We start from the raw sequence: 22,489 nt of genomic DNA on the forward strand, positions 1-22,489 counted from the left end.
GCTCCTACAGGTGGAAGGGTTAGTGCCCCACAGTTTTGGAAAACAGCTGGATAACGACCACGCCCAGCACAATCAGGCCCATGCCGATCATTGCCGGAATGTCGAGTTTCTGCCCGTAGATAAACAGTGCAGCGATGCTCACCATCACAATCCCCATGCCCGCCCATACGGCGTAAGCCACGCCTACGGGGATGGTGCGCACGACCAGTGTCAGCATCCAGAACGCCGTGGCGTAGCCAGCAATGACCAGAATCAGTGGCAGTGGAGTACTGAAGCCTTTGATCGCCTTCATGGAGACGGTTGCAATCACTTCGGCGCAAATGGCGATGGCCAAGTAGTAGTAGGCGTTCATGGGTGGAGTCCTGAGTGTGGTGCGGGGCAATTTAACAGTAAGGCATTCTAGTGAATGTAAAAGTGTGTAGTACGTTTCGATTACGACAGGTGCCGGGGGTATTTCGACACCGCAGGCGTGATGCAGTGCCATCATCGTGATTACCGTTTTCAAGTAAACTCCGTGCCCATGAATAGAACTCTCTACACCTTGCTGTTTCATCTGGGGCTGCCGCTGGTGGCGATTCGCTTGTGGTTACGGGCACGCAAGGCACCCGCGTATGCCCGGCGCATTGGCGAACGTTTCGCCATGAACTTGCCGGCCATGCAGCCGGGCGGGATTTGGGTGCATGCCGTTTCGGTGGGTGAGAGCATTGCCGCCGCACCCATGATTCGCGAGCTGCTCAAGCGTTATCCACAGTTGCCGATCACCGTGACCTGCATGACGCCGACCGGTTCGGAACGGATCCAGGCCCTGTTCGCCAACGAGCCGCGAATTCAGCATTGCTACCTGCCCTACGATTTGCCGTGGGCGGCGGCGCGGTTTCTGGAGCGGGTCAAGCCCAAGCTTGGCGTCATCATGGAAACCGAGTTGTGGCCCAACCATATCCACCAGTGCGCCAAGCGCGGTATCCCGGTGGCGCTGGCCAATGCCCGGTTGTCCGAACGTTCGGCCAAAGGCTATGCGCGGTTTGCCGGGCTGACCCGGCCAATGCTTGAAGAAATGAGCCTGATCGCCGTGCAGACCGAGGCCGAGGCCGAACGTTTTCGGCTCCTGGGCGCGCGACCTGAATGTGTTGAGGTCACTGGATCGATCAAGTTCGACTTGAGCATTGACCCTCAGCTATTGATCAAGGCCCGTGAGCTGCGCGAGCAATGGCAGGCGCAAGAGCGTCCGGTATGGATCGCAGCCAGCACCCACGAGGGCGAAGACGAGATCGTGTTGGCGGCCCATCGTCAATTGCTGGCCAGTTACCCCAATGCGCTGCTGATTCTGGTGCCGCGTCATCCTGAACGTTTCAATTCGGTATTCGAGCTGTGTCGGCGCGAAGGGTTTGCCACCGTGCGCCGCTCAAGTGGCGAGTCGGTTGAAGCTCAAACCCAAGTGCTGCTGGGCGACACCATGGGCGAGTTGCTGTTTTTATATGCCTTGGCAGACAGCGCCTTTGTTGGCGGCAGCCTGGTACCCAACGGCGGGCATAATCTGCTGGAGCCGGCTGCGCTGGCCAAGCCCGTGCTGAGCGGGCCGCATCTGTTCAACTTCCTCGAAATTGCCGCCAAACTGCGCGATGCCGCAGCCCTGGAAGAAGTTGATGATGCTCAAGGTCTGGCCGTCGCAGTGCAGCGCCTGTTTGAGTTGCCGCAAGACGCGCAGCGCATGGCGCAGGCGGGCCTCAAGGTGATGCAGCTCAACCAGGGCGCCTTGCAGCGTTTGCTCGACGGCCTGGCGCGCCTGATAGCGCGCTGAGCGGCCCCTCTAGCCTGCGGGTTATTGGGCCACTGGCAGAAACCAGCGTTCTGCCAGTGACCGGCCGATTTGGCCACGGTGGACGTTGACAATGGCCTGCCCGCTTTTAGCGTTGGCCAGCTGCGACCAATAACTGAGCGTGCGCTGTGCTTTGGTTTTCAAGTGGGCGACGGTGTAGTCCTGCTTCGCAGTGTCTGCCTCGGCATAGTGAAAATGGGCATACCACAGCGGATAACCCTTGCGGTCGTTGATGGCATATTCCTGGATAAAGTCCCGACGTTCGCCCGTTAACTGGATGCGCCTGCCGAGAGCGGCGATCTGGACCCGTTCCTGATCAATCAGGTAGTGCAGGTTGCCGTGTGTGGGTGGTAGTTGCAGGCTCAATTGAATGCGCATTGCCCGGCCTTCGTCGATCATTTGCCGGGCAGCCCTGCGCAGGGTGTCCATCAGGGTTTGATCGTCCGCCAGTCGTGAGGCCGGGGGCAGGGTCTGAAGGCTTAGGTGCAGTTCGGTTGCCAGGTTGTCGAGCTTGCGAGCCTGGTAAGTGAGTAGTTCTTCGACTTCCTGGGGGTGCCGGGAAAGGGTCTTGTACTGCCGGGCTTTGTCCAGATACCCCGCGAACGTGGCCAGCAGTTTGCGAGCGTCCCCCTTGATGACATTGAGCGCTCGAGTACTGGCAGGCGGCGAAGGACGTTCGGTCTTGATCTGGACCCATTCGTCCCCGTGTTGCAGGTAGGTCGACAGCAGTTGCCGGTCGTAATCGGAGCGGACTTCGATCACCTCATTTTGCCATTCGCTGTCTGCGGGTCTTAGTTCACCAATCAATTTGCCCTTGCCGCGTACGCTGATCATCTTTTTTGGACGCATGCCGGCTGCTGACGGCATGCGTTTACGGGGGTTTTTTCCACTGGGTTTAGCAGGAGGCCTGATCTCGGTAGCCAGTTGCTTAGTCGCCTCCTGGTACAGATCTGTCAGGAGCGTGTGCAGTTGATTGAAGTACTCGGGCTCCAGTTCATCGGCATACAGCAGGCCGATGCCCTGCACCGTATCCAGGGCCTGGCCGTACTGCTCAGCGAGGCTACCCAGTATCTCCAGGCGTTTGCTGGCCTCGAACTCTAGGGTGTTGAGCTGGTTGTGGGTGTAGATGTGCTCCTTGAGAGGGTCGATGGCGTTGTCGAGGCTGTCTTCGATGAGGCTGCCTGCCGCAAGCCTTGAGCTGGCGAGTTTCAGGCAGTCGAGCTGGAAACCCTTGAGGGTCAGGCTTGTGTGCCCGCCGACGGGTAGCCCCCGGACCAGCTCGGTGGCAGTTGCAACCCCCGCGTCGCCGAGGCTGAACAACTGATCCAGATAGCCATCTCTTTGCTCTATACGTTCGATGGTGTGTTCGTTGAGGGCTATTTGTTCCCGGATGGACGCTATAAACCCTTGCGGGTCTTCAACCGCTGCCGCCTCAAGGTCCGGCCCCGGAGTGGTGAACTGCGGCCACTTTGCAATCTGCGCCGCCTGTTCACTTGCCGAAATGGACAAGGAAATTGAGCGGTTGTAGAAGGCCTTCTCCAGCATCGAAACTATGATCGTTTCGTGAAACGGTATTTTCAGCTCGATGCGTTCCTGAGCCGTGGCCAGCAGTGCCTGGTACTCGCTCAATTCAGCATGCAGGGCGGTGCCAAGCCTGTCGCGAAAGGCGGCGACTTGCTCAGCACTGAAGCGAGGCTCCGCCATCGCCCTTTTGAGCGCTGCATGGGTAATCTCAACAGTTTTTTGCAGCGGAGCCTCACGGGGAAAAAAATCACTCATTTGGGCCTCCAGTTCGCGAATGCGCTGCGCTTTGTGCTGCTGCAATGCCGCGATCCGTTTGGGCGGCATCCCCCCGAGCAAGCGCAGGCGCAGATCCAGTGACCAGTTGCCGTGGCTGTCCGACTTGAGGCCTGGGCCGTGATGGTTGATATCGGCAGCTGAAACGATAACCGCCACGCCTGGGGGGGCGACATCAACGGGGTACAGGCCCTGTTCGATCAACGCATGCCAAGTCTGCCCAATGCGGTAGAGGCCTTTGCTCGGGCCACTGGCCTGAGGGGGAGGCAGGATCGCTGGCTGCAATACTTCAAAGGTCGCCAGCTGCTTGCGCTGGCTGGGGGTGAGGCGGTCATGGGCGTTGGCAAAGCTGAAGTCCAGCACTGTGCTGTCCGCATCGGGGTATTCGCCGGGCAGGGCGGCGATGCCCGTAACAACATTGGGCGGTGAAGGCTCCGGCCAGACCTCCCGGATACGGATTGGGGCCCGTGGCCTCAGCACTTGCGCCATCAGCCCTTCGGGCAAAGGTGCAAGCGGCTGCACAACGGTCAGGGACTGGTGGAGCAGCAACAGGCACAGATTGAACAGCACATCGGCTGCTGCCAGTTCGCGGGTCGCCGGGTCACTGCTGGTGAGTGCGGGGATGTCCTTGCTGGCAAGGCTGGCCAGGCTCATTAACCCGGCGGTAAGCATGACGGCGGGAGGCCCGCCAGGTAGTAGCAACAAGGCGTTGAAAACCAGGCCGCCCCCTTCGATCAATACGCGCCAGCGGCTTTCCTGATTGGACACCGAGTCGATGTTCGCCTGTTCCACCAGCGCTCGGGCATTGCTGCCATACAGAAACTGCATCAAACGACCGTTATGCAGGTATTGCAGCAATTCGTCGCTGCTGGCGTTGATTGCCAGTTGTGCAGGGGCGGGTGTTTGAATCGGGGCGAAGTCACTGCCCAGGCCAAAGCGCACGTAATGAGGCTCTTTGAAACCACCGTTGTCGTAGATCGGGCGGGCAAGGTCGCTCAACCAGGTCAGTACGCTGGATTGCAGTGGCGAGGGTTCGGCGATCGCGTCCAGCAGGGCTGTGCGGGTCGTGAATTCCAGCAATGAGGGTGAGTAAAACGGACGGTACAACACATGGGGGCCACGCTCGGCATCGGCAGGTTCGATGATGAACATGTTGCTCGCCCTATCAGGCAGCGCTTGCGGGTGGCGCACCAGCGCCAAGTGCCGAATGACCACCGCCGTGCCCTCGACCTTTTGCGCGTCCACGCTGGTCTGCAGCACTGCTGCCACATAGCGTGCGCCGAGCGCGGTCATGCCATTCTCTTGTTTGAGGCTCAGCTCCAGCGCTTCCAGCGCAAGCTGCCCGCTGAGGTGGACGGCAAACAGTTTTTCGCGAGTTTGCGCCTCGGTTGTGTTGCTCAGCAGCCTGTCTTCAAGATGCCTGGGGTACATCTTGCCGATATCCACTTTTTCGATCAGTCCGCCGCGTTGGGTGATGTAGTCACGTGTCAACCAGGCGGGCAACTCAAGGCCCTGACGATGGCGCAGGCTGAGTCTGCCTGTGGGTCGACCGAACAGGTTCTTCAGGGCCAGTTCGGTCAGGCTCATGGTGACGGGCTCCACAATGCCCGCAGCGCCTGGCAATCCTGCAGCCGTCAGAAAAGTCAGCTCAATAGCGTCGGGATTGAAGAGATCCTCGCTGGCCTGGACAGGAACGCCCGGCTCGAAACGCTGCTGGTCGATGCGCATCTGTCGCTGCAGCGCATCGACGGCGTACCCGTGAATATCGTTGATGCCAGAGAGGTAGGTCTGACCTTTGCCGATTTTTTTGGCGGTAGACAGGGCCAGGCTGTATTGGCGGTAGCGGGCTTTGTCGCCAGCGCCAGCGTTGCTTAGCCAGGTAGGCAGATGTCTGTGAAGGGTTTGAAGGCTGTGCAGGTCGGTTTGAGTGCTCCCGACAAAGAACTGCGAGGTATCGGTGATCGCCTGGTAAACCGTTTCCAGTGCCTGCCAGCCGATATGGGCAGGCAACTTCAGCGCGCCTGTGCGCTCCAGTTGCCGGTTCAAAATGGCAGCGGCCCCAGCGTCGAAAACATTGCCCTCAAGCTCAAAATGCTTGAAACGGATTTCCTTGACGGTGAAGGCGCGACTGATCTGCCTGGCCCAGGCGCGGCTCAATGCGCCCAGATTTTTGTAGGGGAGCGTCTTGCCATCAGGCCTGCACAGCAGCACTTGATCCCGGGTTGCCAGAACAATCCGTGAGCTGAGCCCCGAGTGGACCACGCCCGCAGTGAGCAAAGTGGCTTGGAGCCAATAGGCGCGAACGGCGTTTTCTGCGAACAGGCGGACTCGCTCTTCATGGTCCGGGGTGGTGATGACCTGATTAAGTGCCGCAAGGGCGCTGGGTGTCAGGTCTGTTTGCTGGAGTGAGCCAATCGTCAGAGTGTCCTTGAGTACATCACTGAGCCACTGCCAACGACTGATTCCGGTATCGGCATTCTGTGTCCAATACGTGTTCAAGGCATCTTGCAGGCCGATGGGCAGGCGCCAGCTGAGCTCCTTTATCAGCGTCTCGATGACCTGCATATCCAGCTCGCCATCCTCTGGCTTGAGCCATTCGGGGGCGTTATCGGTCAGGTAGAAGGGCTGTGTGTTGACGGGGCTTAAATCAAGTTGCGCAGCGCTGCCAAGGTAATCCAGCACCTTGGGCATCAACGGCTCCAGCGTCCAGCCGCCCCCTGGCCTGGGCACGGCCAGCCGGGTGCGTTCGAGGTCGATCTGGAGTGAGGGATAGCGCTGCGCAATGGCCTCGGCGAGCATGTGCCGGGCGCTCGCTTCGAGCGCGGGTGGGTGGGCGAACTGTGCCCGTACTGCGTTTTCGGCAGGGGCGAGGCGTAGAGCCGGGACTGTAGGCATAAACGTTCCTGTGTTGAGTTCCAAAAGGTCACACGACCGATGCCGTATTAACTTCTGGTGCTCTCAAGGAACGGTGCTAACTGGATATATCAGTGGATCACACCGCTGTGGCAGCGCACTTGGTGGCGCTTGGTGCGCCGCGGTCTACTTGAGAGACCGCGTGCAGGAGTGTGGGGTTATTCAATTGCCCGGTGAGCGCAAATTGGCTTCGGCGGCCTTTGCCAGATCCGGCGGCAGGAAGTCCTTGTCCGGGTTGTAGTCGGCTTTGAGGTAGCGCGAGAGCGCTTCCAGATCACCTGGGTTCAAGGTGCCCGCTGCCTGCTTGAGACGCAGGTTGTCGAGGATGTAGTCATAACGGCTGTTGTTGTAGTCACGCACCGAGTTGTAGAGCTGGCGCTGGGCGTCGAGCACGTCGACGATGTTGCGCGTGCCCACCTGGTAGCCGATTTCCGTGGCTTCCAGTGCGCTCTGGTTGGAGATGATCGACTGTTTGCGCGCTTGCACCTGCTCAACGTCGGTGTTCACTGCACGGTGCAGGTTGCGGGTGTTTTCGACCACCTGGCGACGCAAGGCCTCGCGCTGCTGCTCGGTCTGGTCCAGGCGCGAGTACGATTCACGCACCTGCGAGCTGGTCAGCCCACCGCTGTAGATGGGAATGTTCAGCTGCACGCCAATGCTGCGCTGCGATACGTCGCCGCCATAGCGTTGGTTGAGGGCGTTGGGGTTGCTCAGGCCAAAGGCATCGTTGTCCCCGGTCTTGTACTGCGCAACGGCATCCAGGGTTGGCGCGTGGCCAGCCTTGCGCTGCTTGAGGGTTTCTTGGGCGGCATCCACCGCGTAATTGCTGGCCAGCAGGTTGAGGTTCTGCTGCGCGGCCGTGTCGACCCAGGATTTGGCGTCATTGGGCATCGGCGGCAAGATCGGCAAGGTGTGGCGCATGCCTTCAATCGCGTTGTATTGACGGTTGGTCAGGGTCACCAGCGCTTCAAAGGCGTCTTCTACCTGACGCTGGGCCAGCATCCGGTTGGCCCGAGCCGTGTCGTAACTGGCCTGGGATTGCAGCACGTCGGTCTTGTCCGACAGGCCCACGTCAAAGCGCTCGCGTGACTGGTCCAGCTGGCGCTTGAATGCGGCTTCTTCAGCTTTTGTCGCGGCCAGTGTGTCCTGGGCACGCAGTACCGAGAAATAGGCGTTGGCGCTTTGCAGGATCAAATTTTGCTCGGTGGCCGAGAGTTGTAGCGCGGCTTGTTCGTTGACCGATTCGGCGGCTTTTAACTGGAACCAGCGGTCAATGCGGAAAATCGGTTGTGCCAGCGTGGCCTGATACACCATGGCGCTGCGGGTCGTGGTCAATGACGGCTGGTCGATGGCAGTGCGCACGCTGGTCGACTCGGCGCCGCCGGACAGGTTGGGCAGCAAACCGGCGCGGGCCTGGGGCACCACTTCCTTTTGGGCCGCGTAATTGGCGCGGGCAGCAGCCAGATCAGCGTTGTTGTCTACCGCTTCGTGGTAAACGCTGAGCAGCCCGTTTTGGTTGGACAGTGGGGCGGTTGTATCCAGAGCCATTGCGCTGGTCGCCCAAGACACGGCTATAGCCAGTGATAGTTTGCGCAGCATGAGCGATCCCTAGTTCAAGGTTGCGAAAAATAAGTGCCCGAGCCCGATTCGCGGTTTCAAGCCGTAGCGAGTGTAGTAGTGGTGGCACCTTGCAACAATGCCATTGTTGCGCCTTTCATCACTGCATTAATTGTGGGATTGGCGTTCTGTCTCACTCTTGTCTAGACTGGCCGGGTTCTTGTCGGGGTGCCTTGCTATGAGGCTGAGATCGAATAATTTCGGATCCCGTTGAACCTGATCAGGTTAACGCCTGCGTAGGGAACAAGATTTCTCGTCTCCCGGCGAGTCCTCTTGAGTGCTGTCCGGGATCAATTGGTCAAAAAATGATCAGTTGTTCGAGGCCGCCACTCAGCACCCAGTCCTTGGGTGCATCCGTACATTTTTCAGGTTCTCCCTCCGACAATCCGCCTGGATGCAGTCTGGAGAGCCGTGATGAGTACAAAACCAAAAAACGCGATCAACCTCAGTGATTCGGCCAAGGTCGATGAGCAGTCGGTCAAGCCGTTTACCCGCTCGCAAAAAGTCTACGTACAGGGTTCGCGCCCGGACATTCTGGTGCCGATGCGTGAAGTCAGCCTGGATATCACCCCCACCGATTTTGGCGGCGAAGTGAACGCCCCGGTATTGATCTACGACACCTCGGGTCCGTATACCGACCCGTCTGTTCAAATTGACGTGCGCAAAGGCCTGGGCGATGTGCGTTCGGCCTGGATCGATGACCGTGACGACACCGAGCGCCTGCCGGGCCTGAGCTCGAACTTCGGGCAAATGCGCCTGGACGATGCCGAGCTGACCAAACTGCGTTTTGCCCACGTTAAAAACCCGCGTCGGGCCAAGGCCGGTGCCAACGTCACCCAGATGCACTATGCGCGTCAGGGCATCATCACCGCCGAGATGGAATACGTCGCCATCCGCGAAAACATGAAGCTGCAGGAAGCCCGGGCGGCAGGTCTGCTGGATCAGCAGCACCCTGGCCACAGCTTCGGCGCCAGCATTCCCAAAGAAATCACTGCCGAATTCGTACGCGAAGAAATCGCTCGCGGTCGCGCCATCATCCCGGCCAACATCAACCACGTTGAGCTGGAGCCGATGATCATCGGCCGTAACTTCCTGGTGAAGATCAACGGCAACATCGGCAACAGCGCACTGGGCTCTTCGATTGAAGAAGAAGTGGCCAAACTGACCTGGGGTATTCGCTGGGGTTCGGACACGGTCATGGACCTGTCCACCGGCAAGCACATCCACGAAACCCGCGAGTGGATCATCCGCAACTCGCCGGTCCCGATCGGCACCGTGCCTATTTATCAGGCACTGGAGAAGGTCAACGGCGTGGCCGAGGACCTGACCTGGGAGCTGTTTCGCGACACGCTGATCGAACAGGCCGAGCAGGGCGTTGATTACTTCACCATCCACGCCGGCGTGTTGCTGCGCTACGTGCCGCTGACCGCCAAACGTGTGACCGGCATTGTGTCCCGTGGCGGTTCGATCATGGCCAAGTGGTGCCTGGCGCATCACAAAGAGAACTTCCTCTACACCCATTTCGACGAAATCTGCGAAATCATGAAGGCCTACGACGTCAGCTTCTCGCTGGGCGACGGCCTGCGTCCGGGCTCGATTGCCGACGCCAACGATGCCGCCCAATTCGGTGAACTGGAAACCCTGGGTGAGCTGACCAAGATTGCCTGGAAACACGACGTGCAATGCATGATCGAAGGTCCGGGTCACGTGCCGATGCAGTTGATCAAGGAAAACATGGACAAGCAGCTGGAGTGCTGCGACGAGGCGCCGTTCTACACCCTTGGCCCGCTGACCACCGACATTGCACCCGGTTACGACCACATCACCTCGGGCATCGGGGCGGCCATGATCGGCTGGTTCGGTTGCGCCATGCTTTGCTATGTGACCCCCAAGGAGCACCTGGGGTTGCCGAACAAGGATGACGTGAAGACCGGGATCATCACTTACAAGATTGCAGCCCACGCCGCCGACTTGGCCAAGGGCCATCCGGGCGCACAAATCCGTGATAACGCCTTGAGCAAGGCGCGGTTCGAGTTCCGCTGGGAAGATCAGTTCAACCTTGGCCTGGACCCGGACACCGCGCGTTCGTACCACGATGAAACCTTGCCCAAGGACTCGGCCAAGGTCGCGCATTTCTGCTCCATGTGCGGGCCGAAATTCTGCTCGATGAAGATCACTCAGGAAGTGCGCATCTACGCCGCCAACCAGCGCATCGATGCCATCGACGTGGAGGTTGCCAAGGGCCTTGCCGAACAGGCCGAGCGCTTCAAGCAGGAAGGCAGCCAGCTGTACAAAAAAGTGTGATGTGAACCGAAATCCCTCGTAGCAGCTGCCGAAGGAACGAGGCTGCGTCCGGCGGCGTAGCCGTCGTAAACCCCGAAACCACGGTGTGTCAGGCACACCTTGCACTCAGGAATTACGATCGCTTCGCAATCGAACGCAGCCTGCGGCAGCTGCTACGGGTCAGTGTTTGTCCTTCTCTTTGAGATTCAACCCTTGAACACACCCGGCACCTATTCCCCCGACCGTGCTGTCCCTCAGGACAGGCGCGCGTTCGGCGGTCGAGATTTGTTTTCCCTGTGGTTCTCCCTCGGCATTGGCCTGATGGTGTTGCAGACCGGTGCGTTGCTTGCGCCGGGGCTGGGGCTTTCGGGTTCGTTGCTGGCGATTTTTCTCGGCACGCTGGTGGGCGTGTCGTTGTTGGCTTCGGTCGGTGTGATTGGCAGCGATACCGGGCTGTCGTCCATGGCTGCGCTGAAACTTACCCTCGGCAGCCGGGGCGCCATGCTCCCGGCCGTACTCAACGTGTTGCAGCTGATCGGCTGGGGCTCGTTCGAAATCATTGTGATGCGCGATGCGGCCAGCTTGCTGGGTGCCCGGGCTTTCAGCGAAGGCAGTGTGCTGAGTAATCCCTGGGTGTGGACGCTGTTTTTCGGCGCCCTGGCCACCTTGCTTGCGGTCAGCGGGCCGCTGACCTTTGTGCGCAAGGTCTTGCGCAAATGGGGCATCTGGCTGCTGCTGGCGGCGTGCATCTGGTTGACCTGGAACCTCTTGGCCAGGGCCGATCTGCCCGCGTTGTGGGCCCAAAAGGGCGATGGCTCTCTGCCATTTGCTGTGGGGTTTGACATTGCCATTGCCATGCCGCTGTCGTGGCTGCCGTTGATTGCGGATTATTCACGCTTCGGCAAACGCGCTAAAAGCGTGTTCGGCGGCACGGCGCTGGGCTTCTTTATTGGCAACGTATGGTTGATGAGCCTGGGCGTGGCCTACACCCTGGCATTTGCACCGAGTGGCGAAGTCAATGCGCTGTTGTTGGCGCTGGCGGGTGCGGGGCTGGGCATTCCACTGCTGCTGATCTTGCTCGACGAGTCCGAAAACGCATTTGCCGACATTCACTCGGCGGCGGTATCCGGTGGGATGTTGCTGGGTTTGAAAGTCGAGCATCTGGCCTTGGCTATCGGTGTGCTTTGCACCTTGATTGCCTGCTTTGCGCCGCTGGCGCAGTACCAGAACTTCTTGCTGCTGATTGGCTCGGTGTTCGCGCCATTGTTCGGGGTGGTCCTGGTGGATCACTTTATTTTGCGCAAGCGCAGTGCTCAGGTGGCGCCCACCCTGCTGCGCTGGCCAACCTTGCTGGCCTGGTTGGGCGGGGTGGTGACCTATCACCTGCTGGCGAACTTTATGCCCGATGTGGGCGCGACGTTGCCGGCGTTGCTGCTGGCCGGGGTGTTGCAGTGGGTGTTGGGACGTAAACGCTAAAAGCCCCTCACCCCAACCCTCTGGGAGAGGGTTGGGGTGAGGGCCGCTCTGGTTTAGCCCTTAGCCGGGAACCACTCAGGTTTCAGAATCCCGTTAAGGCGCGAGTACGGGATCTTCAGTTCAACATGACCTTCAGAGTACGGCGCAATGCTGTACACGTCGTACTTAAGGACCACGTTGTCCTTGAGCAATGCCACATGCGGGGTTTTCTGGAACGGCCAGTTTTTAACGTATTCCGGATCGCTGCTGTAATGGCTGTTGATCAGCCAGTTGTTGTGGGCCACTTTTGCGGCGCCCCAAAAGGCTTGCTCCTGACCCGGCAACAGCATGTCCTGCAAGGTCACTTCTCTCTGTTCCTTGCGCGAGTAGTTGATAAAACCGCGCCCCGGCATGCCATGAGCGCCGCCGGTGTCCAGGTAGCTGGACAGTTCGACAATCAACAGACCGTCATGCTCCTCGCGTACCTTGGCCTGCAAGTAGGTGCTGTTGCGGCTGTCTGCCGTGCGCAGGAATTGCTCGCGATACGCGTTGAGCGATGGCGCCAGTTTGTCGTCGGGCGAGTTAACGGTCATTTTCAGCAGACGGTTTTCGATCAGCGCGTCAAGGTTGGGAGCATCGGCAAAGTGCAGGGTGTCGATATTCACCAGCGGGCAGTCCTGGCCGGTGCAGCCGGATTTGACCTGCTCCGAAGCGTCATTGGTAAACGCCAGCGGCTTTTGGGCCGAAGGTTGAAACACGCTTTGGCAAGCGCCCAGGGTCAGGGCGATGCAAGTCATGGAGGCAAACTTTAAAAGCGACATGGTCGTCCTTCATTGTCGAAAGAAAGAGAAAATTATGGTGGTTCGACTGCCAGCATAGGCATCGGTTCGCCACTAAGCTCAATAGAGTCAATTAGAGTTGTTTTGCAGGCGATCCGTCTATCCCCGCGTCATAAAAGAGGCTGCATCCGCAGGCGCAGGCGCGTTAGGATGCGCGATGCCGAGGGCCACCCCGGTGAAATTCGCCAGTAAGGGGTTTGCAATGACTGACATCACCAAGGCCATGCCAAGTGCCGTTGAGATCGTAAAACGCGAGAACGGTTATCAGGGTTTTTACAAACTTGATCGAGTGCATCTGCGTCACGAACTCTTTGCCGGTGGCATGAGCCGTGAGATCAGTCGCGAAGTGTTTGTGCGTCATGACGCGGTCTGTGTGCTGCCTTATGACCCGCAGCGCGATGAAGTGGTGCTGATCGAGCAGTTCCGGGTCGGGGCCATGGGCAAGACCGAAACACCTTGGTTGATCGAACTGGTCGCCGGGCTGATCGACAAGGCCGAAGTGCCTGAAGAGGTCGCTCACCGTGAAGGCGAAGAAGAAGCAGGGATTACGTTTTCGTCACTGTGGCCCATCACCCGCTATTTCCCTTCGCCGGGTGGCAGCACCGAGTTTGTTCACTTGTTTCTGGGGCGTTGCAGCACCGTGGGTGTGGGGGGCTTGCATGGCCTGGAAGAAGAGGCAGAAGATATTCGTGTAACGGTATGGGCGTACGAAGATGCGCTGCAAGCTGTACGTGATGGACGTATTTCCAATGCAGCGAGCATTATTGCCCTGCAATGGCTGGCGCTTAATCGCGCTGAAGTGAGGGGGTTATGGTCGTAAATGGGGTTCGCGATCGTTATCGAGTCGACCTGATCGGTTTGCAGGCTGCCTGCGAGGCCAACTATGCGCGTCTGATGCGTTTGTTGCCTGACATGCGCGAGCAACCCGGCCCGCGTCGGATTGCCGTGACTCAGGGTGACCAGATGTTGGGCGTGCTGACGCTTGAGGTGATCCTCGATTGTCCGTACACCAGCACCCTTCGCATACGCCAGGAGCACAGCTTGCCCTGGTTGCCGGTGCCCGAGTTGCAGGTGCAGGTGTATCACGATGCCCGCATGGCTGAAGTGGTCGCCGCCGAGCATGCCCGGCGTTTTCGCAGTATCTACCCTTACCCCAACATCGCCATGCACCAGCCCGATGAAAAAGCTCAGCTCAATGTGTTCCTGGGTGAGTGGCTCAGTCACTGCCTGGCGTGCGGGCATGAGTACGCAGAAGTGCGCTGAAATCTGTCGAAACCGTGCTTGCCCGCCTGGCCGGTCGCGTCGTCTGAATCGCGAGCACGCCAACGCTCACAGAAAGCTGTGCCGATAGACCGACATAGATACAGCTGCCACTACACTTGAAGTGTCTGGTGGCATAATCGTGCCCTTCACTGAGCCCTCTGCGGGAGAGTCGCCTTGCCTAATGTATCCACGCTGACCACCGAAGATCCGGTGCTGCTGGTGCAGCTGTCTGACAGCCATTTGTTTGCTGATGCAGACGGTTCCCTGCTCGGGCTCAAGACCGCGCAAAGCCTGCAACAGGTGATTGATCTGGTGCGCACCGAACACCCCCGGGTCGATGGTGTGCTGGCCACCGGCGACCTCACCCAGGATGGCAGCGTCGAGGCTTATCAGCACTTTCGCAGGATGACCGCGCAACTGGCCCCGTTTGCCCGCTGGCTGCCCGGCAACCACGATCAAGTGCCACAGATGCGCGAGGCTGCTGTGCAAAGCCGTCTGCTGGAACCTGTGGTTGATGTCGGCAATTGGCGCATTACGTTGCTCAACTCGGCAGTGCCCCATTCAACACCCGGTTATCTGGAAGAGGATCAGCTGCAACTGCTGGCGCAATCCTTGAGCGAGGCTCCCGAACGCCATCACCTGGTGTGCTTGCACCATCATCCGGTCTCGGTGGGTTGCCAGTGGCTTGAGCCGATAGGTCTGCGCAACGCCAAGGATTTCTGGTCGGTGCTGGACCGTTATCCGCAGGCCCGGGCGGTGCTTTGGGGGCATGTTCATCAGGCGTTCGATCAGCAGCGCAATGAGGTCAGGTTGCTGGCATCGCCCTCGACGTGCATCCAGTTTGCAGTCGCCAGTCCTGAGTTCAAAGTCAGCAACGAGGCGCCGGGTTATCGCTGGTTGCGCCTGCAGCCGGATGGCACGTTGCAAACCGGCGTGTCGCGCCTGGCTGATTTCACGTTCGAGCCGGATTACAGCGCCAACAATTACTGAAATATCTTGAAGCGAGTCATTGCCCTTGAGTCAGGCTAAACTGCGCGTCTTTCTTGATGCTGTGTTCAGCTTAATGTGTCTTCGGGGGTCATTGCATGTCGGGTTCCATCTTGTATATCCACGGGTTCAACAGTGCCCCCGAGTCCAAGAAGGCCACACAGTTGATCTCGGTGATGCAGCGCATGGGGCTTGCCGACCAGCTGCGCGTGCCAGCCCTGCACCATCATCCGCGGGAGGCCATGGCCCAATTGCAGGCCGCAATCAGTGAGCTGGGCCGCCCATTGCTGGTCGGAAGCTCGCTCGGCGGCTACTATGCGACCTGGTTGGCCGAACAACATGGCCTCAATGCCTTGCTGGTCAACCCGGCCGTCAGCCCGCATCGGATGTTCGACGGTTATCTGGGCATGCAAACCAACCACTACAGCGGCCAAACCTGGGAATTGACCCACGATCACGTTCAAGCCCTGGCCGATCTCGAAGTGGCAGCACCCCAAGACCCTCAGCGGTATCAGGTGTGGTTGCAAACGGGCGATGAAACCCTGGACTACCGCTACGCTGAAAAGTACTACGCAGCGTGTACATTGCGTATTCAGGCGGGCGGTGATCACAGTTATCAAGGTTTTGCGCAGCAGTTGCCTGATCTACTGAATTTTGCCGGGATTGGCACCGAACAGTTTCAAACCATCGACTTTGCGGCCCTCTAAGGCGCCCGTCGAATGGCCCTTATTTTTCACTTACGACTAACGACGAGACCCTATGGCCACTCCCAGCGCTAGCTCTTATAACGCCGACGCCATCGAAGTCCTCTCGGGCCTCGACCCGGTGCGCAAACGCCCCGGCATGTACACCGACACCAGTCGGCCCAACCACCTTGCCCAGGAAGTCATCGACAACAGCGTTGACGAAGCCCTGGCCGGTCACGCCAAGTCGGTGCAAGTTATCCTGCACGCCGATCACTCGCTGGAAGTCAGCGATGACGGGCGCGGCATGCCTGTGGACATCCACCCTGAAGAGGGCGTGTCAGGTGTCGAGCTGATCCTCACCAAGCTCCACGCGGGTGGCAAGTTCTCCAACAAAAACTATCAGTTCTCCGGCGGCCTGCACGGCGTGGGGATTTCGGTGGTCAACGCGCTGTCGACACTGGTTCGGGTCAAGGTCAAGCGTGACGGCAACGAATACCAGATGACCTTCGCCGATGGCTATAAAGCGACCGATCTGGAAGTCATCGGTACGGTCGGCAAGCGCAATACCGGCACCAGCGTGTACTTCGCGCCGGACCCGAAATACTTCGATTCGCCAAAGTTCTCCGTCAGCCGCCTCAAGCATGTGCTCAAGGCCAAGGCCGTACTGTGCCCGGGGCTGCTGGTCAGTTTTGAAGACAAAAACACCGGCGAAAAGGTCGAGTGGCATTACGAAGACGGTCTGCGCTCCTACCTGGTCGACGCAGTCAGCGAGTTTGAACGCCTGCCGAATGAACCGTTCTGCGGCAGTCTTGCCGGTAATAAAGAAGCCATCGACTGGGCGTTGCTGTGGCTGCCTGAAGGCGGCGACAGCGTTCAGGAAAGCTACGTCAACCTGATCCCTACGGCTCAAGGCGGTACTCACGTCAACGGTCTGCGTCAGGGCTTGCTCGATGCGATGCGCGAGTTCTGCGAGTTCCGCAGCCTGCTGCCTCGTGGTGTCAAGCTGGCCCCCGAAGACGTGTGGGAGCGCATTGCGTTCGTGCTGTCGATGAAAATGCAGGAACCGCAGTTCTCGGGGCAGACCAAAGAACGTCTGTCCTCCCGTGAAGCGGCGGCATTTGTATCGGGCGTAATCAAGGACTCCTTCAGCCTGTGGCTCAATGCCAACCCCGAGCTGGGCATGCAACTGGCTGAGCTGGCAATCAACAACGCCGGGCGCAGGCTCAAGGCCAGCAAGAAGGTCGAGCGCAAGCGGATTACCCAGGGGCCGGCCTTGCCGGGCAAGCTGGCCGACTGCGCCGGGCAGGACCCGATGCGTTCTGAACTGTTTCTGGTGGAAGGTGACTCCGCAGGCGGCTCGGCCAAGCAGGCGCGAGACAAGGAATTCCAGGCGATCCTGCCGTTGCGCGGCAAGATCCTCAACACCTGGGAAGTCGACGGCAGCGAAGTCCTGGCCAGCCAGGAGGTACACAACATCGCCGTCGCCATCGGTGTCGATCCGGGCGCGGCCGACATGAGCCAATTGCGTTACGGCAAAATCTGCATCCTTGCCGACGCCGACTCGGACGGTCTGCACATCGCCACCTTGCTGTGCGCGTTGTTTGTTCAGCACTTCCGTCCGCTGGTGGACGCCGGTCACGTTTACGTGGCGATGCCGCCGTTGTACCGCATTGACCTGGGCAAAGAGATTTTTTACGCCCTCGATGAAGCCGAGCGTGATGGCATCCTTGACCGACTGGTCGCCGAGAAAAAACGCGGCAAGCCACAGGTCACGCGATTCAAGGGTCTGGGTGAGATGAACCCGCCGCAACTGCGCGAAACAACGATGGACCCAAACACCCGTCGTCTGGTGCAACTGACCCTGGACGATTTTGCCGCGACCTCCGAAATGATGGACATGCTACTGGCCAAGAAGCGCGCTGGTGACCGCAAGACCTGGCTTGAATCCAAAGGTAACCTGGCGCAGGTGCTGGCCTGATGCGCAGTGCCTTGCTGGGCTTGCTCTGCCTGGGTACTGCGCCAGTAATGGCTAATACGTGGCCAGCATTGGTCATGCAGTCAGAGCATCCGGTAGAAGGCATGCGAGGTGGCAATCTGTCCGGCCTCGCGCTGTGTTCGGGTGAGTTGTTGGCGGTCTCTGATCGTGATGATGATCAGATCTACCGCCTTGACCAGCGCTACGCCGAGTGGCAAGCCGAGGCTCTGAACATTGATGCTCCGCCACCACCCGAAAGCGGTTTGCCGTGGGGTGTGCGCATGATGGGTAAAGCCATCAGCCCGTTGCGCGGTGGCGATCTGGATTTTGAAGGCATCAGTTGCGACGACGCGGGCAACCGTTACGTGGTGAGTGAGGCCCATGCGGCGGTGTTGCAAATCCCACCGGCGGGTGCACCGGCGTGGCTCAAGATCGACCCTTCATTGGTGCGTCAGGCCCGAGCCAGCGGCATGTTGCTGCATTTCAATGCGCTGTTTGAAGGCATCGCCGTCAACCCGCAGGGCAACCAGATCTGGCTGGCGGCTGAACGCGAGCGCCGCGGTTTGCTGACCATCCGTAAAAAGCAAAGCGTGTGGGACTGCGAGAACGGTTGTGTATTGATGAGTGAAGGTGGCTTGGAGCAGGCACCGCCTCAACTCAAGGCCAAGGCGCAGCAAAAGGACTTTGCCGACCTGGCGCTGTTTGAGGGCAAGCTGTTTACCCTTGAGCGCATGGCCTACCGCATTTGTCGTCGTACCCTGGACACAGGTGAAATTGAACGTTGCTGGTCGTTTGCCAATGATGCATTGGCCGACGCGCGGCTATATAACAGCGGCTATGGCAATACCGAGGCCTTGAGCCTGGATGCCCAAGGTGCCTGGATCGGTGTCGATAACGGTAACCATATACGCGCCGATGGCGAGAAACGCCCCATCGTCTGGCGCTTTGCTGCCCCGCAAGGTGGCTGGAGTGCCAAATCATGAGCGAGCAAGCGCCGGGTAAAGGTGTGGGTCGAGTCTTTATGATTGTGGCCTGGTGCGCCGGTTTGTACCTGGCCGCGCAATTTTTCGGGCGCTGGGAACAGCGTCAGGAAAACCCCAATACCGAAGTCTCCTCGCAACAGGGCGAGGGTTACATCGAAGTCAAACTGCTCGGTAACGCGCAGGGTCACTTTGTTGCCAGCGGCCGGATTAACAACGTGCCAGTGGAATTTTTACTCGATACCGGCGCCACCGATGTGGCGGTGCCGATGGAACTGGCCAGACAACTGGCCTTGCCCAAGGGGCTGGCGGTGACACTCAACACCGCCAATGGTCGCACTCAGGGCTATCAGACCCGCATCGACCGCCTGCAACTGGGTGCCATTGTGTTGCGCGACGTGCGTGCAGTGGCTGCTCCAGGGCTTGAAGGCGAGCAGGTGCTGTTGGGCATGAGTGCGCTCAAAAAACTTGAATTTACCCAGCGCGGCGGCACCATGCTGCTGCGCCAGACAACGAATTGAATGAGGTCCGCATGAGCGACTCCCTTGATCTCAGCCTGGACGGCGTAGAACGCCGGTCATTGGCCGACTTCACCGAACAGGCCTACCTCAACTACTCCATGTACGTAATCATGGACCGGGCCTTGCCGCACATCGGCGACGGCCTCAAGCCCGTACAGCGGCGCATTGTTTACGCCATGAGCGAGTTGGGGCTGGACGCTGACTCCAAGCACAAGAAATCGGCGCGTACCGTCGGTGACGTACTCGGCAAGTTCCACCCCCACGGCGACTCGGCGTGCTACGAGGCGATGGTGCTGATGGCTCAGCCGTTCAGCTACCGCTACACCCTGGTCGACGGTCAGGGCAACTGGGGTGCGCCGGACGATCCCAAGTCGTTCGCGGCCATGCGTTACACCGAAGCACGTTTGTCGCGTTATTCCGAAGTCTTGCTCAGCGAGCTGGGCCAGGGCACGGCGGACTGGGTTCCCAACTTTGACGGCACCCTCGACGAACCGGCGGTTTTGCCTGCGCGTTTACCAAACATCCTGCTCAATGGCACCACCGGTATTGCCGTGGGCATGGCCACTGACGTGCCGCCGCACAACCTGCGTGAAGTCGCCAGTGCGTGCGTGCGCTTGCTCGATGAGCCCAAGGCCACGGTTGAACAGCTGTGCGAGCACATCCAGGGCCCGGACTACCCGACCGAGGCCGAAATCATCACTCCGCGTGCCGACCTGCTGAAGATCTATCAGACGGGTCGTGGCTCGGTGCGCATGCGGGCCCTGTATCACGTTGAAGACGGCGACATTGTGGTCACCGCGTTGCCGCATCAGGTCTCGGGCGCCAAGGTACTGGAGCAGATCGCTGCTCTCATGCAGGCCAAGCCTACCAAGCTGGCAATGGTCACCGACCTGCGCGACGAATCTGACCACGAAAACCCGTGCCGTATCGTGATCATTCCGCGCAACAACAAGGTCGACCTCGACGAACTGATGCAGCACTTGTTCGCCGTGACTGAGCTTGAGTCCACGTTCCGGGTCAACATCAACATCATTGGTCTGGACGGCAAGCCGCAGCTGAAAAATCTGCGCGCCTTGCTGGTGGAGTGGCTGGAGTTCCGGATCAATGTCGTACGCCGCCGCTTGCAGTTCCGCCTCGATAAGGTCGAGCGCCGCCTGCACCTGTTGGACGGTTTGCTCACCGCCTACCTGAACCTCGACGAAGTGATTCATATCATCCGTACCGAGGAACACCCCAAGGCCGAGCTGATTGCACGCTTTGCCCTAAGCGAAATCCAGGCTGACTACATCCTCGACACGCGCCTGCGCCAATTGGCCCGCCTTGAAGAGATGAAGCTGCGCACCGAGCAGGATGCGTTGCGTAAAGAACAAGCCAAGCTGCAAACCTTGCTGGGCAGCGAAACCAAGCTGAAAAAGCTGGTACGTACCGAGTTACTGGCCGATGCCGAAACCTATGGCGACGACCGTCGCTCGCCAATCGTGTCCCGTGCTGAAGCCAAGGCCTTGTCGGAAAACGAGTTGGTTCCTACCGAAGCGGTCACTGTTGTACTGTCGGAAAAAGGCTGGGTTCGTTGCGGTAAAGGCCACGACCTTGACGCTACCGGCCTGTCCTATAAAGCAGGGGATGGTTACAAGACTGCCGCTGCAGGGCGTTCCAACCAGTTTGCGGTGTTTATCGACTCCACGGGGCGAAGCTATTCGGTGGCAGCGCACACCTTGCCTTCGGCCCGTGGCCAGGGCGAGCCGCTGACCGGACGCTTGACCCCGCCGCCGGGCGCGACCTTCGAATGCGTGCTGTTGCCTGAAGACGATGCGCTGTACGTTATCGCCTCCGATGCCGGTTACGGTTTTGTGGTCAAGGGTGAAGACCTGCAAGCCAAAAACAAGGCCGGTAAAGCGCTGCTCAGCCTGCCGAAAGGCGCTCAGGTGATGCAACCGCGGCCGGTGTCGGATCGTGAGCACAACTGGCTGGCGGCGGTGACCACTGAAGGTCGTCTGCTGATTTTCAAAGTCAGCGACTTGCCGCAACTGGGCAAGGGCAAGGGCAACAAGATCATCGGCATTCCCGGCGACCGAGTGGCGAACCGCGAAGAGTACGTGACCGACCTCGCCGTGCTGCCAGACAACGCCACGCTGGTATTGCAGGCGGGCAAGCGCACACTGTCACTCAAGGCGGATGACCTGGAACACTACAAGGGTGAGCGCGGTCGTCGGGGTAATAAACTGCCCCGTGGCTTCCAGCGTGTGGATGCCTTGTTGGTAGAAACGCCCAATTAAGGCTGTTTAGCGTGCCCGATCTGCGTTTTTACGCGCAGATCGGCGCGACAGCGCTGGAGTCAGGTCCAATATTCGCGGATGATATGCCGCGTTTGCGGCACGGCTTAATGGCAATGTGCTTTGCGAACCTTTCGAGAATCACACTGCGGCTGGCCCTATGGCGGCCACCTGGATGGAATGATGAACGTTCTACGCCTTCCTATAATTGCGTTGCTGACCGGTGTGCTGGGTCTGGCGGGGTGCACAACGCACCAGCCAGCGGCCTTGTACCAGCTGGACAGCGGCGCCCCAGGCCAGCCCGCGCAAAGCGCCGGCATGGCCGTGGTGCTTGGCCCGATCAGCGTGGCCGACTACCTGCAACGTGAAACACTGCTGCAACGTCAACCCGATGGCAGCCTGAGTGCAGCCACCGATGGTCGATGGGCTGGCAGCCTGTCTTCAGACATCGACCAACTGCTGGTGCGCCAGCTGGCGTGGCGTCTGGACAGCCAGCGTGTCGTCCTGTCGCCGGCCACTGCGGGCTTCAGTCCGGATGTGCAGGTGCTGTTGTCGATCACTCGCCTGGACTCGGGCAAGAATCTGCCTGCGGTACTGGATGCGCAATGGCGTTTGATCGATCGTCGCGGTCAGGTGCGTGACAACCGCATTGTTCACCTGGAGCAGCCACACTCGGGCTCCACGGCTGATCAGGTCAAGGCTCAAGGGCAACTGCTGCAACAGTTGAGTGAGCAGTTGGCGGTGGCGCTCAAGCCATTGGCCAATCAGCCGCCGCTGGTTGAGATGCGCAAGCCCGAGACCAAGGCTGCACCCAAACAGAGCGCCGAGAAGCCCCGGATCCCGATGGCTGCACCGATTCGTACGGATATGGAAGTGTTCCGCTTCTAAACCCTGACAAAAAACAAAAAATCCCGCCTATGTGTGCGGGATTTTTTATGGAAGGTCAAAAGCCCCTCACTGTAGAGACCGGTACATCCTTTACACATCTAACCGGGTACATCGTTTACACATTTACAGGCTTGAGACGCGTTTTGCACCGCGCTCAAGCCTGCCCAAAGGGTAGCTGCAAAGGTACAGATCCCAC

At 59.4% G+C, this 22,489-nt stretch carries 16 protein-coding genes and 1 riboswitch; of the genes, 12 read left to right on the forward strand and 4 right to left on the reverse strand.

Annotated elements, in window-relative coordinates; genetic code table 11:
* Positions 1-19: 19 nt before the first annotated feature.
* Entirely contained in the window at positions 20-352 is a 333-nt protein-coding gene (locus tag TU76_RS19920; RefSeq protein WP_046809161.1) for a DMT family transporter, read from the reverse strand.
* A gap of 168 nt (positions 353-520) precedes the next feature.
* On the opposite strand from TU76_RS19920, the gene waaA reads away from it, so the two are divergent.
* Complete coding sequence (gene waaA, locus TU76_RS19925) at positions 521-1,798, forward strand: lipid IV(A) 3-deoxy-D-manno-octulosonic acid transferase (protein ID WP_048352386.1); 1,278 nt, start codon at positions 521-523, stop codon at positions 1,796-1,798.
* A gap of 21 nt (positions 1,799-1,819) precedes the next feature.
* On the opposite strand, the gene TU76_RS19930 is transcribed toward waaA, so the two are convergent.
* Positions 1,820-6,508, reverse strand: coding sequence for a dermonecrotic toxin domain-containing protein (locus TU76_RS19930; RefSeq protein ID WP_048352377.1), 4,689 nt, complete (start codon positions 6,506-6,508; stop codon positions 1,820-1,822).
* A gap of 180 nt (positions 6,509-6,688) precedes the next feature.
* A complete protein-coding gene (locus TU76_RS19935) occupies positions 6,689-8,125 on the reverse strand; it encodes a TolC family outer membrane protein (RefSeq protein ID WP_048352378.1) in 1,437 nt (478 codons plus the stop codon).
* A gap of 172 nt (positions 8,126-8,297) precedes the next feature.
* A riboswitch (TPP riboswitch) is annotated at positions 8,298-8,403 on the forward strand.
* 154 nt (positions 8,404-8,557) lie between these two features.
* Between TU76_RS19935 and thiC the strand changes: the two genes are divergently transcribed.
* Together thiC and cytX are read left to right on the forward strand one after the other, a co-directional pair.
* On the forward strand, positions 8,558-10,447 hold the full coding sequence (gene thiC, locus TU76_RS19940; RefSeq protein ID WP_046809164.1) for a phosphomethylpyrimidine synthase ThiC: 1,890 nt from the start codon (positions 8,558-8,560) through the stop codon (positions 10,445-10,447).
* A 192-nt stretch (positions 10,448-10,639) separates the two neighbouring features.
* A complete protein-coding gene (cytX, locus tag TU76_RS19945; protein ID WP_151121083.1) occupies positions 10,640-11,902 on the forward strand; it encodes a putative hydroxymethylpyrimidine transporter CytX in 1,263 nt (420 codons plus the stop codon).
* A 53-nt stretch (positions 11,903-11,955) separates the two neighbouring features.
* Here the strand turns inward: cytX and TU76_RS19950 are convergent, their stop codons facing one another.
* The gene (locus TU76_RS19950; protein ID WP_048352380.1) at positions 11,956-12,702 is read right to left on the reverse strand and encodes an RsiV family protein; all 747 of its coding nucleotides are present in this window, start codon (positions 12,700-12,702) and stop codon (positions 11,956-11,958) included.
* Between the two features lie 220 nt (positions 12,703-12,922).
* On the opposite strand from TU76_RS19950, the gene TU76_RS19955 reads away from it, so the two are divergent.
* The 9 genes from TU76_RS19955 to TU76_RS19995 all read left to right on the forward strand — a co-directional run bounded on the left by TU76_RS19955 (position 12,923) and on the right by TU76_RS19995 (position 22,293).
* Entirely contained in the window at positions 12,923-13,540 is a 618-nt protein-coding gene (locus tag TU76_RS19955; protein ID WP_046809191.1) for an NUDIX domain-containing protein, read from the forward strand.
* Complete coding sequence (locus tag TU76_RS19960) at positions 13,531-13,983, forward strand: DUF1249 domain-containing protein (protein WP_019826287.1); 453 nt, start codon at positions 13,531-13,533, stop codon at positions 13,981-13,983. Before TU76_RS19955 ends, TU76_RS19960 begins: the two co-directional genes overlap by 10 nt.
* Positions 13,984-14,157: 174 nt before the next feature.
* Complete coding sequence (gene cpdA, locus TU76_RS19965; RefSeq protein WP_048352381.1) at positions 14,158-14,973, forward strand: 3',5'-cyclic-AMP phosphodiesterase; 816 nt, start codon at positions 14,158-14,160, stop codon at positions 14,971-14,973.
* 95 nt (positions 14,974-15,068) lie between these two features.
* Entirely contained in the window at positions 15,069-15,677 is a 609-nt protein-coding gene (locus TU76_RS19970) for a YqiA/YcfP family alpha/beta fold hydrolase (protein WP_019826283.1), read from the forward strand.
* Positions 15,678-15,729: 52 nt separating this feature from the next.
* Positions 15,730-17,634 carry a DNA topoisomerase IV subunit B gene (parE, locus tag TU76_RS19975; protein WP_046809165.1) on the forward strand — a complete coding sequence of 635 codons (1,905 nt, stop codon included), beginning with the start codon at positions 15,730-15,732 and terminating at the stop codon, positions 17,632-17,634.
* The gene (locus TU76_RS19980; protein WP_403212531.1) at positions 17,631-18,614 is read left to right on the forward strand and encodes an esterase-like activity of phytase family protein; all 984 of its coding nucleotides are present in this window, start codon (positions 17,631-17,633) and stop codon (positions 18,612-18,614) included. The genes parE and TU76_RS19980 overlap by 4 nt, the downstream gene beginning before the upstream one ends.
* On the forward strand, positions 18,611-19,132 hold the full coding sequence (locus TU76_RS19985) for a retropepsin-like aspartic protease family protein (protein ID WP_019826277.1): 522 nt from the start codon (positions 18,611-18,613) through the stop codon (positions 19,130-19,132). The genes TU76_RS19980 and TU76_RS19985 overlap by 4 nt, the downstream gene beginning before the upstream one ends.
* Before the next feature lie 11 nt (positions 19,133-19,143).
* The gene (gene parC, locus TU76_RS19990; protein WP_048352382.1) at positions 19,144-21,408 is read left to right on the forward strand and encodes a DNA topoisomerase IV subunit A; all 2,265 of its coding nucleotides are present in this window, start codon (positions 19,144-19,146) and stop codon (positions 21,406-21,408) included.
* Positions 21,409-21,588: 180 nt separating this feature from the next.
* On the forward strand, positions 21,589-22,293 hold the full coding sequence (locus TU76_RS19995; RefSeq protein ID WP_173667385.1) for a PqiC family protein: 705 nt from the start codon (positions 21,589-21,591) through the stop codon (positions 22,291-22,293).
* Positions 22,294-22,489 lie beyond the last annotated feature (196 nt).

The sequence above is a fragment of the Pseudomonas psychrophila genome (assembly GCF_001043005.1).
GTDB lineage: Bacteria > Pseudomonadota > Gammaproteobacteria > Pseudomonadales > Pseudomonadaceae > Aquipseudomonas > Aquipseudomonas psychrophila.

What these genes read in the sequence shown, in the direction of transcription:
- TU76_RS19920 (WP_046809161.1), bottom strand. Translation starts at nt 352, where the DNA reads ATGAACGCCTACTACTACTTGGCCATCGCCATTTGCGCCGAAGTGATT.
- waaA (WP_048352386.1), top strand. Translation starts at nt 521, where the DNA reads ATGAATAGAACTCTCTACACCTTGCTGTTTCATCTGGGGCTGCCGCTG.
- TU76_RS19930 (WP_048352377.1), bottom strand. Translation starts at nt 6,508, where the DNA reads ATGCCTACAGTCCCGGCTCTACGCCTCGCCCCTGCCGAAAACGCAGTA.
- TU76_RS19935 (WP_048352378.1), bottom strand. Translation starts at nt 8,125, where the DNA reads ATGCTGCGCAAACTATCACTGGCTATAGCCGTGTCTTGGGCGACCAGC.
- thiC (WP_046809164.1), top strand. Translation starts at nt 8,558, where the DNA reads ATGAGTACAAAACCAAAAAACGCGATCAACCTCAGTGATTCGGCCAAG.
- TU76_RS19950 (WP_048352380.1), bottom strand. Translation starts at nt 12,702, where the DNA reads ATGTCGCTTTTAAAGTTTGCCTCCATGACTTGCATCGCCCTGACCCTG.
- TU76_RS19955 (WP_046809191.1), top strand. Translation starts at nt 12,923, where the DNA reads ATGACTGACATCACCAAGGCCATGCCAAGTGCCGTTGAGATCGTAAAA.
- TU76_RS19960 (WP_019826287.1), top strand. Translation starts at nt 13,531, where the DNA reads ATGGTCGTAAATGGGGTTCGCGATCGTTATCGAGTCGACCTGATCGGT.
- TU76_RS19970 (WP_019826283.1), top strand. Translation starts at nt 15,069, where the DNA reads ATGTCGGGTTCCATCTTGTATATCCACGGGTTCAACAGTGCCCCCGAG.
- parE (WP_046809165.1), top strand. Translation starts at nt 15,730, where the DNA reads ATGGCCACTCCCAGCGCTAGCTCTTATAACGCCGACGCCATCGAAGTC.
- TU76_RS19985 (WP_019826277.1), top strand. Translation starts at nt 18,611, where the DNA reads ATGAGCGAGCAAGCGCCGGGTAAAGGTGTGGGTCGAGTCTTTATGATT.
- parC (WP_048352382.1), top strand. Translation starts at nt 19,144, where the DNA reads ATGAGCGACTCCCTTGATCTCAGCCTGGACGGCGTAGAACGCCGGTCA.
- TU76_RS19995 (WP_173667385.1), top strand. Translation starts at nt 21,589, where the DNA reads ATGAACGTTCTACGCCTTCCTATAATTGCGTTGCTGACCGGTGTGCTG.